Origin of the sequence: Xenorhabdus siamensis, from assembly GCF_037996745.1 — a bacterium.
Classification (GTDB): Bacteria; Pseudomonadota; Gammaproteobacteria; order Enterobacterales; family Enterobacteriaceae; genus Xenorhabdus; species Xenorhabdus indica.
This window is the reverse complement of sequence record NZ_JBBMXE010000007.1, coordinates 298909-311404: the sequence shown is the minus strand read 5'-3', so window position 1 is coordinate 311404 and position 12496 is coordinate 298909. Positions and strand designations below refer to the sequence as shown.

The 12496-nt window shown below is 41.4% G+C and carries 10 protein-coding genes; 5 read left to right on the top strand and 5 right to left on the bottom strand.

Going from position 1 to position 12496, the window contains the following annotated elements; translation table 11 throughout:
• The first annotated feature begins 186 nt into the window (after positions 1–186).
• Positions 187–498 carry a flagellar hook-basal body complex protein FliE gene (fliE, locus tag AAC852_RS08100; protein WP_340620599.1) on the top strand — a complete coding sequence of 104 codons (312 nt, stop codon included), beginning with the start codon at positions 187–189 and terminating at the stop codon, positions 496–498.
• A 254-nt stretch (positions 499–752) separates the two neighbouring features.
• A complete protein-coding gene (locus AAC852_RS08095) occupies positions 753–1766 on the top strand; it encodes a glycoside hydrolase family 113 (protein WP_340620598.1) in 1014 nt (337 codons plus the stop codon).
• Positions 1767–1921: 155 nt separating this feature from the next.
• On the opposite strand, the gene AAC852_RS08090 is transcribed toward AAC852_RS08095, so the two are convergent.
• The 4 genes from AAC852_RS08090 to fliD all read right to left on the bottom strand — a co-directional run bounded on the left by AAC852_RS08090 (position 1922) and on the right by fliD (position 5372).
• The gene (locus AAC852_RS08090) at positions 1922–2659 is read right to left on the bottom strand and encodes a cyclase family protein (RefSeq protein WP_340620630.1); all 738 of its coding nucleotides are present in this window, start codon (positions 2657–2659) and stop codon (positions 1922–1924) included.
• A 486-nt stretch (positions 2660–3145) separates the two neighbouring features.
• The gene (fliT, locus tag AAC852_RS08085) at positions 3146–3523 is read right to left on the bottom strand and encodes a flagella biosynthesis regulatory protein FliT (RefSeq protein WP_340620597.1); all 378 of its coding nucleotides are present in this window, start codon (positions 3521–3523) and stop codon (positions 3146–3148) included.
• Positions 3523–3933 (bottom strand): flagellar export chaperone FliS, encoded by a 411-nt coding sequence (gene fliS, locus AAC852_RS08080; protein ID WP_340620596.1) that lies wholly within the window; start codon positions 3931–3933, stop codon positions 3523–3525. The genes fliT and fliS overlap by 1 nt, the downstream gene beginning before the upstream one ends.
• An 11-nt stretch (positions 3934–3944) precedes the next feature.
• Positions 3945–5372, bottom strand: a complete 1428-nt coding sequence (fliD, locus tag AAC852_RS08075; protein WP_340620595.1) for a flagellar filament capping protein FliD — start codon at positions 5370–5372, stop codon at positions 3945–3947.
• A 276-nt stretch (positions 5373–5648) separates the two neighbouring features.
• Here fliD and AAC852_RS08070 point away from each other — a divergent pair, with 276 nt between their 5' ends.
• The 3 genes from AAC852_RS08070 (at position 5649) to fliZ (ending at position 8310) form a co-directional block, all read left to right on the top strand.
• On the top strand, positions 5649–6728 hold the full coding sequence (locus AAC852_RS08070; protein WP_340620594.1) for a FliC/FljB family flagellin: 1080 nt from the start codon (positions 5649–5651) through the stop codon (positions 6726–6728).
• Between the two features lie 292 nt (positions 6729–7020).
• Positions 7021–7743, top strand: coding sequence for an RNA polymerase sigma factor FliA (locus tag AAC852_RS08065; protein ID WP_047680173.1), 723 nt, complete (start codon positions 7021–7023; stop codon positions 7741–7743).
• Positions 7744–7794: 51 nt separating this feature from the next.
• A complete protein-coding gene (fliZ, locus tag AAC852_RS08060) occupies positions 7795–8310 on the top strand; it encodes a flagella biosynthesis regulatory protein FliZ (RefSeq protein WP_038259499.1) in 516 nt (171 codons plus the stop codon).
• A gap of 93 nt (positions 8311–8403) precedes the next feature.
• Here fliZ and putA read toward each other — a convergent pair whose 3' ends face one another.
• Positions 8404–12396, bottom strand: a complete 3993-nt coding sequence (gene putA / locus AAC852_RS08055; protein ID WP_340620593.1) for a trifunctional transcriptional regulator/proline dehydrogenase/L-glutamate gamma-semialdehyde dehydrogenase — start codon at positions 12394–12396, stop codon at positions 8404–8406.
• Positions 12397–12496: the final 100 nt, after the last annotated feature.

Here is a 12496-nt window from a genome sequence, read left to right as displayed (position 1 = left end):
TCTCGTCATTATTCGCTGTTCACACACCTTTTAATGGCACAATAAGCTTCGAATTTTTACTTCAATTACCCGCTTTAGATTGAAAGGGCTATGTTACGGTGGCTGCCTGGAAAAACTGCCAACCAGCCCACGGCTAATATGGCATTTAATCACATAATCAATAGGGTGATTTAACACGAGGTTTTTATGTCAATTCAGGCAATTGAAGGTGTACTACAACAAATGCAGGTGCAGGCATTACAAGCAGCCAATATCGCTAAGCCTATGCCTGTAAGGGAAGGATTTGCCAGTCATCTTACCGCCGCGGTAGAAAAAATAAACCAAAACCGCGTGAATGCGGCTAAACAGGCACAAGATTTCACTCTAGGTGTACCAGGTGTGGAATTGAATGATGTGATGGTCAATATGCAGAAAGCGAGTATCTCGTTGCAATTGGGTATTCAGGTCAAGAATAAGCTGGATAGTGCGTATCGTGAAGTGATGAATATGCAGGTTTAAGAATCCCAATTACATTCTATTAACATTAATAATTAAAATTTTACAATGAGTTATCGATACTCAAGTAAGGATGGTTGTTTGAACAGCCATCTTATTGCTTAAAATAAGATCCCATCGGGATAATCTTAACTACTAGCAAAAGTTATTTCATAAAAAATTTCACCTCAAGAAAACTTATATCATCATTTCTGCTTCAAAAAGGATAAAGTACATAATTGACAATTAAATAAATTGGCTAAATATCCGAGGTGATTATGGAAAATATTTCTTCTCAGGAATTAATGCAGAGAAATTATATCAAAAAAGATAAAATAAAATCAGGGAATATACAGGTAGAGGATGTCATTAATATAGATAAAATCTTAGAAGATGTAAGGCGATTTAATTTAAACACCGTAAATGTACCTGTTGAAATCGATATTCCAGAGGTAACATCTTCTAAGTTTACTGTGAATCAATATCAAAAACAGAATGCTATTAATCTGATTAAAGAACTACTAAAGCATGATATAAAAATTATCGTTGAGCCGTTCCCGTTCATTCAGCAAGGTTCCATTGGTGAAACGGAGTGGAACCCAAACGATATTAATGAATTTTTCTGGAATTGGAAAACAATGGTATTACAAGATATTTTTGATTCAATAACTCATAAATATAATATTTATGGATTAAAAATTGCTTCTAATTTTATTCATATGGAGTATGCAGAAGGGTATTGGGATGATGTTATCTGTTTTGTTCGTAAGCAATATGATGGTAACATCATATATCAGATGAATTCGTGGATAACGGCGGTTTGGGATCCTTCTTATGAAGCTAAATTTATACAGAGGATAAATCGGCCTTATTTAAAGAAAGTGGATTTTGTCGGCATCGACTGCTGGTTTGAACTTTCAGATAAGAAAGTTCCATCTTATGACGAAGTAATGAAATGTCTGTTTTCAACGACTATTTATAATCGTGATCAAGAAGTTATCTACCAAATTGAACGGTTACATCGTTCAACTAAAAAACCGGTATATTTTGGTGGGTTTAATATTCCTGCATGTGAATATGGACTGCGAACTCCGTGGAACCCTCATACATCAGATATATTCTCAGCAGAAATACAAATTAATGGATGGCGTGCTTATAGAGAAACGATGGAGTTAAAATCCTATTTTAAAGGTTTCTCTATATGGTTTATTGGATCTTATGATAAAAAACATCCATATCAGATCCAAAGTAAAGAAGCAGAAATGATTATTAATGAATGGTACAAGGAATAGTTTTTGTTATTCGATATTCAAATATCGTGGTTTAAGAAAATATCTTAGTTTAAGAAATATGAGCGTAGTTTAAGAAATATAAGTAGTTCAAGCTTGCTATTTTCTTCTGTCAATTATTACCAGAAAGAGCTTGAACTACATTATAGGATTGAGGATTATGGAATTATTGCAAACGAACGTACCGGAAATCCCGCAGCCTTTTCTGGCTTAGCGACAATATTAAAAATAACCGCCCCACGAGTTGGCACTTGATCTAAATTGGTCATCACTTCTATTTGGTAAGTATCTTGTGCCAATACATAATTCTCGCTAAGTAGCGCACTATTCTTTATGGAGTCTTTGGCCGAATCGGTATCAAAAGTCTCGTGCCCGATGGCTTTTATTTTTCTTTCTTCAAAGAGAAACTTAAGGGCATCTAATCCCCAGCCGGGTGTCTGGTTATTTCCGTTGATATCTTTATTATTCATTTTTTCCTGAGATGGCCAGCGTTTACTCCAGTCTGTTCTTAGTGCGACAAAAGTACCCGCTTCAATAATACCATGTTTAGCTTCAAACTGGAGAATATCATCTTTAGACAGTGAGAAATTAGGTTCTTGTTTTGCCCGTTCTGACTGGTCAATGACAATTAATGGTAACACCAGCTCTTTTAATTCCAATTCGTTGAGGAAACGAGCATCAGGTATAAAATGGCAAGGGGCATCAATGTGAGTGCCATATTGACCAACAAAAGTAAATTGTTGGGCGAAGAATCCATCTGGATAACTAAACAGTGTCTTAATTTGAGCAGGGTCAAACATAAAAAAATGGGGTGAGTCTTGATCAAAACTATGCGTCAAATCGATCCATTTTTTAGATTTTAATAAAGTGAGTGCCTGTAAGATATCATTTGTCATAACAGCCTCATCTTGTTTAATGGTAGGGGAATTTTTGAGAAAGACAGGATACATTTTCAATTGCAGGTGACTACTTAAAGCAGTCACCAAGATCTGTCTGTTTGTGAATATTAATAACTTCCAAGAGTGATATCAATATATCCGTTGTCTTTCAAGTTACATCTTAAAATCCATAGGGTATATTAAAAAAATTTTTCATATCATTCCATTGAATATCTAATTTTTAATGAATAATAAATTTTGATTATTCTTCCGACTGCTTATTGTCTGAGAAATCTATTATCATCATCCATGCGTTAATTTTTTGTTTTGAAAATGTATGTGTTTTTATATTGATCGTTTGCAAGTTATGCATAAAATATAATGCCGAATTAGACTACCCGAAAAACGGATGGTGACTAAATGACACCACCTGAAATGAATATCAATAAACGATACGACTAATTAATATTATATTAATAAAACCTCATGGTGCCGTTGTTATATTTATGTCTTCTCTGTTGTAGATGTTAGCTCCATTTCATAATCACTGATAGGGAATTGCCCATAAGTATCATGTAATAATTGCTTACAGCTTTCCTGTTTAATCAGGTCGCTAAGTTCATCTAATCGTTTTTGCAATAACCTCCTGGTTTCTTTTTCATTATCTAAGACAGTTTGCAAAATTTTGGTTAATTTCTGCTGCAATGAAATAGGGGCATCTGAATCTTCTGATAATAGAGTAACCACTTCTACTGCTTTCAGGTAGGTGATTTCCATATCAACAAGTACATCCCACTTTTCATTTCTAGCTAAATTAAGCATTTGCTCACTTAAATTAAGGATCTGCTGGTAAGCTGACAAAAGATCCAGATCATTTTTCATCAAACAATATCCTGACTGGCGTTGTAATGAGGACCTATTTGCCGCCAAGAATCTGAAATCTCGGTAAGTAAATCAATCACTTCGGTAATAGCCTTCTCATCATTGCGTAAATTGGCATGGAGTAAACGGCGACCCATATAATCATATAAAGCAAAAAGATTCTGGGCAATTTCTCCGCCTTTCTCGAAATCTAATGCATCTTTGAGACCATTATCAATGATATTTATCGCCTTTGAAATAGCTAAACCTTTTTCCGGAATATTCCCCTGCTGAATCAGAATAATTGCACGACGCAGGGCGCTGAGCGCCCCATTGAACAATATCTGAATCAACTGGTAAGGAGAGGCATTCATAATTTCGCTCTCAAGATCTACCTGAGCGTATAACTGGCTTGCCGAACGTTGATACATAATATCCTTTATTATTTTAAAAGCTGGGCCAAGGATAAGCTTGATTGGCTCATTGAACTGACAAGTTTATCCAGTGCTGTAAATTGTTTCTTATAGCGTGCCACCGTAGCATCAATGTTTCTGTTGGTCTGTTCTACTTGCCTTTCCAGTGTTTTCAGACTTTTATTGATACCTTCGGTTACTGTTGCGATAGTTCCTTCATGGCTATCCAACGTTTTTTTCAATAAATTATAGGTCTGGGTTGCAAAACCAGTTTTTTCTCCATCCCCCATAAAGAATGCTTTAACGTTGGCAGGTTTTTCTTTCAGGTTTTTTTCCAGTTTTTCGTTGCTGATTTCCAACGTACCATCCAATTTCTGTTTGATGCCCAATTTATTTAGGGTAGCAATATCAACGACTTTTTGTGTTGCAAACAATTGTTGCCTTAGTTGGCTTTGAATACCTTTTAAAGTACCGTCGCCCAGTAAGGGACCATTGTCTTTCGAAGCCGCTTCACCTTTCCCAACCTTTTTAAATTTGGTCAGTGAATCAAAAGTGGTTTGTACTTCATTATAAGCATCAACCCACTTTTTGATTGCCTCTTTCATTGGTTCGATATCACGGGATATAACCAAAGTTTCTGATTTTAGCGTTTTTCCATCAGCTTCTTTTTCTGAGACTTTTTTCAGGTTTAGGGTAATGCCTTTCGGAGCATCTTTTATCTCATTAGTTTGGCGTTCAATTTCAATGCCACTAACTGTTAATTTCGCATTGGTCGCTTCTGCTGTTTGTATCATTGTACCAGTGCCACCACCTTTACCGTCAGATGTATAGTTCAGTAGTTTACCCAACTGATCATCACCTTCAACTTTGATAGTCATGACGGATTTTGTGCCAGCCTTTTTCGAAGTCAGGAACAGATAGTTTTCATTATCATCTTTTCCTTTCATGATGCTGGCACTAACGTTGCCCTCTTTTTTATTGATAGCATCACAGATTTCAATCAGAGAAGTTTCATTATCTTTCAGGGAAATGCGCATTGGCTCTTTTTCACCTGGCTGATTGATAATAATGGTTCGGGTGCCTTTACCTTGTTCTCCTTGCAGGGCTTCTTCATTAGCAACTTTTGTAGAGCGTAGAGACTGAGCCTTTGCGAGTTGTTTGACTTCAATAACATAGTCACCCGGACTGGCTTTGGAATCCGTACTGGGTGTAAATGATTTATGATCTTCGCTGGTTTTGGTCGTATTGAGCTTATCGAATTTTTTGAGTTCTTCGGATGCACTCTTTAACTTTTCCAAGCTGCCTTTTAATGTGCCAAAACCGGTTAGCTTAGCTTTATAGCTGCTTTGTTGCTGTGTTAATGGTTGTAAACGTTTTCTTTCATTTGCTTCAAGTTTATCCAGTAAGTTTTGATCCACCATCCCAGATCCGAATCCCACTGAGGAAATGCCAGCCATATTGACTCCTTTTAATAAAAAGTATCACTGGACTTGTTATCGGATTAATTTGTGAAAAGTTTACTGACAAAATGATTTTTTTGATGGACAGAATAATTGATGAGAACAGGCGCTGTTTGGGTTATCGGGGAAAAGGGAGAAAAAAATAAAAAAGTTTTTTCAAGAAATATTAAAGGTTCTTTTTAAGGGGCCGATAAAACTGTTGGCGGTGATGAACACCGTGAGCAAACAGGCTCAAACTAATTATATCGACTTGATTTTAAAAGGAACTCTACTATGGCATCAGTCATTAATACTAACTACTCATCTCTGCTGGCGCAAAATAATCTGACAAGATCTAAAGGTACTCTGGGTACTGCTATTGAACGTCTGTCTTCTGGTTTACGTATTAACAGCGCGAAGGATGACGCTGCTGGTCAAGCGATCGCTAACCGTTTTACTGCTAACGTTAAAGGTCTGACTCAGGCTGCGCGTAACGCAAACGACGGTATTTCCATTGCCCAAACTACTGAAGGTGCGCTGAACGAAATCAATAACAACCTGCAACGTATCCGTGAGTTGACCGTTCAGGCACAAAATGGCAGCAACTCTAAGAGCGATACCAAATCAATTCAAGACGAAGTTAAACAGCGTCTAGACGAAATTGACCGTATCTCTGAACAAACTCAGTTTAACGGCGTGAAGGTACTGAGCAAAGATAGCAAAATGACTGTTCAGGTTGGTGCGAACGATAATGAAACTATCACCATCGATCTGAAAAAAATCGACAGTACCGTTTTGAAACTAAATGAGTTTGATGCCACTAAAGGGTCTGCTTTTGGCGCAGAGAAAAAATCCATTGTGGTTACTACTGCTGCAACAACTACAGCGCCTGAAAAAAAAGAAGAAAAAGCTCTGGACCTTTCAGGTCTGAAAGGGATGACTGATGTTAAGGTTTTTGAAAAAGAAGGAAGTACTCCTGCTAAACCTGAATACCTGATGTCTTATAAAGATGATAAGGGTGAAGTCAAATATGCTACGGCGAAAATTGATGACAAATCTGGTAAAGTTGAAAAAGGTGCTGACTATACTCCAACTGTAAACGATCGCCCTCTGGATGCTCTGGACAGCGCTCTGGCACAAGTTGACGGCCTGCGTAGCTCTCTGGGTGCAGTTCAAAACCGTCTGGAATCCACGGTTAACAACCTGAACAACACAGTTAACAACCTGAGCGCTGCTCGTAGCCGTATCGAAGACGCAGACTACGCAACTGAAGTTTCTAATATGAGCCGTGGCAGCATCCTGCAACAGGCGGGTACTTCTGTTCTGGCTCAGGCGAACCAGATTCCACAAACTGTTATGTCTTTGCTGCGTTAATTTTTATTTTCCAGCTAAGGATTTATGCAGGGCAACCTGCATAGCTCCCGCTTATAAAATAAGGATCGGCTTGCCGATCCTTATTTTTTAGCCTCTGCTTTACAGAAACTGTTTGCTAAAAACGGTTTTAATGTTCGTCAGGGACAGCCTGAAACTTGCGACGCATTCGGGCGGACAACAAAAATTTCGCATAGGTGAAAAAGAAGCGCTTTTACTTCATTGTTCAAACGATTGTACCGATTAGGTGATTGGATAATGGTATCCAGTCTCTTATCCAAAGGTGTCTGTTGTTGTGAGCGATTTGTATACCGCCGAAGGCGTGATGGACAAAAATAGCCTCTGGAAGCGCTATGTACCACTGGTTCGCCATGAAGCACTGAGGCTACAGGTAAGATTGCCTGCCAGTGTAGAGCTTGATGACCTGCTTCAGGCCGGTGGCATAGGGTTGCTGAATGCGGTGGAACGTTATGATTCCTTACAGGGAACGGCGTTTACCACCTATGCGGTGCAGCGCATCAGAGGTGCAATGCTGGATGAGTTGAGGAGCCGTGATTGGGCACCGCGTAGTGTGCGACGCAATGCACGGGAAGTCACGCAAACCATCCGTAAACTTGAGCAAGAGTTAGGCCGTCCAGCCAGTGAGCAGGAAGTTGCTAAAGAATTAAAGATTAATCTGATAGAATATCGGCAAATACTGTTAGAAACCAATAACAGTCAACTATTTTCTTATGACGAATGGCACGAAATTCATGGTGAAAGCTGTGAACCAGTAATTGAGGAAGAGCATGAGACAAACCCTCTGCAACAATTACTGGAAGGTGACCTCCGTCAACGGGTTATTGATGTCATTGAGTCGTTGCCTGAAAGGGAAAAAATGGTTCTGACGCTGTATTATCAGGAAGAACTTAATCTTAAAGAGATTGGCGCGGTGCTTAATGTGGGGGAATCTCGCGTGAGTCAGCTCCACAGCCAGGCAATAAAAAGGCTGCGGGCGCGTTTGAATCCAGAGAAGTAACTTTTTGCTTATTTGTTTTTTGTTAAGACTACACACAGGGCTTTATCTCTTATGTCTGTTACAACACAAAAGAAACGGCCTCTCAGCCGTTATATTAAGGACTATAAACATAGTCAGACTCATTGTTTACATTGTCATAAGACGCTTGACCGTATTTCCCTTGTTTTTAACGGTCAGGTCATCAATAAAGAAGCAATTTCTGAGATGACTGAACTGGTGGATGACAAAACATGGAGTGAGTTACAGGGCAAATTTGTAGCACTGTGTCGCTTCTGTAGTGAAATTTATTGCAACAGCCAGACTGATTATTTCGACATAATGTCATTTAAACAGTATCTGTTTGAACAAACAGAGATGAGCCATAGCACAGTACGTGAATATGTGGTTCGTTTGCGGAGACTGGATGAATTACTGACATCAAGTAATTATCCTGAAGAAGAGTTTACACCAGAAAAAATTCAGGAAAAATTGAGTGAGAAATTGTCTCAATCCGCTTTCAGTAACTACAATATCGCGTTGCGTAAATATGAACAATATCTGAGCTGGCAACAGAACGGACATTGTTAATTAGACAGAGGCATAATGTCTGTCGGGCTGAACAATTTTAGAAGGGGATGCGTTATTATCGCATCCCCCTCTCTTCTTTTTTTAACTCGTTTTTTAACCAATAGTCATTAAGCTGGCATTACCACCTGCCGCCGCAGTATTAATGCTTAAACAACGTTCGTGCAATAAACGCTCCAGTAGCAGATTAGTTTCACCACGAGCAAAGCCCTGTACAGAAATAATCGGTCCTTTACGTTGTGCGACAGTTTCACAAACATAGCGAAGTTGATCACAATCACCATGATAAATGACCGCTGCCATTGCTGTATCTTCTGTCGTGTCTTCATTCTGCCAGTCATTGACCAAATGAATGGAATGACGAATTTCGTCCGGTAACTGTTGCAACAATTGTTGGTGCAGATCATCTTTTTCCCAAACAGCCTGACAACCAACAGAAAGCACCGCTGCCAATTGGGTCAGCGCATCCTGCTCATTATCCGCGAGGCAAAGAACTTGACCACGTGGTAACAGCGTATAGGTATTACGTTCTCCCGTAGGTCCCGGTAATACGCGTGTTGTTCCTCCCTGAGCCAGTAAGCTATATTCTTGAATAACCTTGTTCAACGCTGAATGATTATGTGCAATTGCCCACTCAGCCAATTTGTTGAAAGATGAATGCAGGGCAGTACGGGCTTTGGCATCCAGTGAATACTCTTCATCTTGTCGCGCCAGTGTTTGCATCGCGGCGTTGACTGGACGTTGGGATAATAAGCGATAAAGATAGAGTGGCCCACCTGCTTTTGGCCCTGTTCCCGATAATCCTTCACCACCAAATGGTTGTACACCGACGATAGCACCGACCATATTGCGGTTGACATATAAATTCCCGACTTTCGCTTTACTGGTGACTTGAGCGATAATTTCATCAATGCGTGTGTGAACACCCAATGTTAAACCGTAGCCGGAGGCGTTAATCTGATCCAGTAATTTATCCAATTCATCCCGCTTGAAGCGCACAACATGCAGAACTGGTCCAAAAATCTCTTTTTTCAATTCATCAAAGCTGTCCAGTTCAATAAGTGTTGGTTTGATGAACGTACCTTGTGACCATTCCTGGCTGTCTGCTGTATTTTCATGTACAGCCTGATAAATTGTTCTGCCTTTGGTGCGCATGGTTTGAATATGGCGTTCGATATTTGCTTTCGCTTCAGCATCAATCACCGGGCCGATGTCTATGGCCAAGTGTTCAGGATTACCCATTCGGCATTCAGCCATCGCACCTTTCAACATAGTGAGCGTTCTGTCGGCTACGTCATCCTGTACACAGAGAATGCGCAGGGCAGAGCAGCGTTGACCCGCACTGTCAAAGGCAGACGCAATAACATCGGTAACAACTTGCTCTGTCAGGGCAGAAGAATCGACAATCATCGCATTCATACCGCCTGTTTCTGCAATCAATGGCGTTGGACGCCCTTGTGCGTCAAGGCGACCGGCTATAATACGTTGTAACAGGCTGGCAACTTCAGTAGAGCCAGTGAACATCACACCACGTACCCGCTCATCACCTACCAGCATTGCGCCGACGGTTTCCCCTTGCCCCGGCAGTAATTGCAGTACGTCGCGGGGAATGCCTGCCTGATGCAGCATTTTAACGGCAACCGCAGCAATCAACGGTGTTTGCTCTGCCGGTTTTGCCAATACACTGTTACCCGCGGCTAATGCGGCGGCAATCTGACCGGTGAAAATTGCCAGAGGGAAGTTCCACGGGCTGATACAAACCACAGGTCCCAACGGGCGATGCGTGTCATTGGCGAAATCCTGACGAACCTGATCCGCATAATAATAGAGAAAATCTACTGCTTCACGGACTTCTGCGATAGCATTGTTAAAAGTTTTACCCGCTTCACGCACCAAAATGCCGAGCAGGGATTGCAGGTTGTTTTCCATCAACTCCGCAGCACGCACTAAGATAGCCGCCCGCTCTGATGGTGGTGTTGCAAACCAGATTGCTCCTGCATTAGTGGAGACTTCCAGCGCATGGTTGACTTCCTGTTCAGTGGTTTCACGAACATAACCAACAGTATCAGAAGATTTGGCCGGATTATTGACGGGCTTGGCTACAGGTAACTCTCCGGTATGAGCGTAATCACCACCCAATAGTGGTTCGCTGTTCCATGTTTCCATTGAAGAACTCAGCAGGGCGCTGGAAAGTGAAGCCAGGCGGTGTTCATTGGAAAGATCAAGCCCCGATGAATTGACGCGGTTTTTACCGTACAAATCAATTGGCAATGGGATTTTCGGATGCGGCAGGCCGATTTGTCCTTCGGATTTAGCCAACTCTTGTACGACTTTCACCGGATCGGCAACCAGTTCATTAATCGGCAGGGAGGCATCTGCTATGCGGTTGACAAACGATGTATTCGCCCCATTTTCCAGCAAGCGGCGCACCAGATAGGCTAATAGCGTCTCATGTGTTCCGACTGGCGCATAGATGCGGCATGGTCGATTGAGCTTGCCATCAGCAATTTTGCCAACCACCTGTTCATAAAGTGGTTCACCCATACCATGCAGGCACTGGAATTCATATTGACCCGGATAGTAATTTTGCCCCGCAAGATGATAAATAGCAGACAAAGTATGGGCATTATGAGTAGCAAATTGTGGGTAAATAAGATTGGGAACGGATAGTAATTTGCGGGCGCAGGCAAGGTAAGAAATATCGGTATACACTTTGCGGGTATAGACCGGGTATCCTTCCAGTCCATCGACTTGGGCGCGTTTGATTTCGCTGTCCCAATATGCACCTTTTACTAAACGGATCATTAACCTATGACGGCTACGTTGAGCCAAATCGATAATACTGTCGATCACGAAAGGACAGCGTTTTTGGTAAGCCTGAATCACAAAACCAATTCCGTTCCAGCCTTCCAGTTGTGGTTCAAAACAGAGCTTTTCCAGCAAATCGAGAGAAATTTCCAGACGATCAGCCTCTTCTGCGTCGATATTGATACCAATATCATACTGGCGGGCTTGTAAGGTTAGTGCAAGTAAGCGCGGATAGAGTTCACCCATAACACGCTCATACTGGGCACGGCTATAACGGGGATGCAGGGCAGAGAGTTTGATGGAAATTCCCGGCCCTTCATAAATGCCACGCCCGTTTGATGCCTTACCAATCGCATGGATAGCTTGTTGATAAGAAATCATATAAGCCTGTGCATCTTCTTCAGTCAGGGCGGCTTCGCCAAGCATGTCATAAGAATAGCGGAACCCTTTTTCTTCCAGCTTGCGCGCATTGGCGAGCGCCTGAGCAATAGTTTCCCCTGTCACAAACTGCTCGCCCATCAGGCGCATTGCCATATCCACACCTTTGCGTACTAATGGTTCACCGCTTTTGCTGATGATCCGATTTAAGGATTTGGAGAGTTTGGCTTCATTGTGGGTAGAGACCAATTTACCTGTAAACAACAATCCCCATGTAGCAGCATTGACGAACATGGACGGGCTTTGACCAAGATGTGAATACCAATTGCCGTTACTGATCTTGTCACGGATCAGGGCGTCACGGGTTGCTTTATCGGGAATGCGTAAAAGTGCCTCGGCAAGGCACATTAATGCAACACCTTCCTGTGAAGAAAGTGAGAATTCTTGCAATAACCCCTGAACCAGACCGGAACGACCAATACCATGTTTCTGTTGGCGTAATTTCTCTGCGATAGAATAAGCAAGTTTATGGGTTGCCTTAGCTTGTTCTTCTGATAATTGAGCCCGTTGCAGCAACATAGGAACTGCTTGCGTTTCAGGCAGACGATACGCAGCAGTAATTGCGGAACGTTTCACCGATTGGGGTAAAATATGTTCGGCAAAATCCAGAAATGGTTGATAAGGGACCTCAATCTGTGATTCTTCTTCGGAAATCTTTTCTTCTTTGTTATTCTGAGCGGCTGATATTTCTGGGATCTTTTCCTCATTTTCCAGACGTTCAAGATAATTAAAGATGGCTTGCTTAATCAGCCAGTGTGGTGTGCGTTCAATTCGTTGTGCAGCAGCTTTAATACGATCACGCGTTGCTTCATCGAGCTTCACGCCCATAGTGGTACTACCCATTCTCACTCCTTAATAGGTAAGACTAATCAAGTTACAGAACAATATCTTCCATGTTGCAACTTTGTGCAACTCTGTTAAAAGCTGTTGTTTGGAATTTGTG

Bases quoted from the DNA above. Each gene is read 5' to 3' on its own strand.
- fliE (WP_340620599.1), top strand. From the start codon at position 187: ATGTCAATTCAGGCAATTGAAGGTGTACTACAACAAATGCAGGTGCAG.
- AAC852_RS08095 (WP_340620598.1), top strand. From the start codon at position 753: ATGGAAAATATTTCTTCTCAGGAATTAATGCAGAGAAATTATATCAAA.
- AAC852_RS08090 (WP_340620630.1), bottom strand. From the start codon at position 2,659: ATGACAAATGATATCTTACAGGCACTCACTTTATTAAAATCTAAAAAA.
- fliT (WP_340620597.1), bottom strand. From the start codon at position 3,523: ATGAAAAATGATCTGGATCTTTTGTCAGCTTACCAGCAGATCCTTAAT.
- fliS (WP_340620596.1), bottom strand. From the start codon at position 3,933: ATGTATCAACGTTCGGCAAGCCAGTTATACGCTCAGGTAGATCTTGAG.
- fliD (WP_340620595.1), bottom strand. From the start codon at position 5,372: ATGGCTGGCATTTCCTCAGTGGGATTCGGATCTGGGATGGTGGATCAA.
- AAC852_RS08070 (WP_340620594.1), top strand. From the start codon at position 5,649: ATGGCATCAGTCATTAATACTAACTACTCATCTCTGCTGGCGCAAAAT.
- fliZ (WP_038259499.1), top strand. From the start codon at position 7,795: ATGTCTGTTACAACACAAAAGAAACGGCCTCTCAGCCGTTATATTAAG.
- putA (WP_340620593.1), bottom strand. From the start codon at position 12,396: ATGGGTAGTACCACTATGGGCGTGAAGCTCGATGAAGCAACGCGTGAT.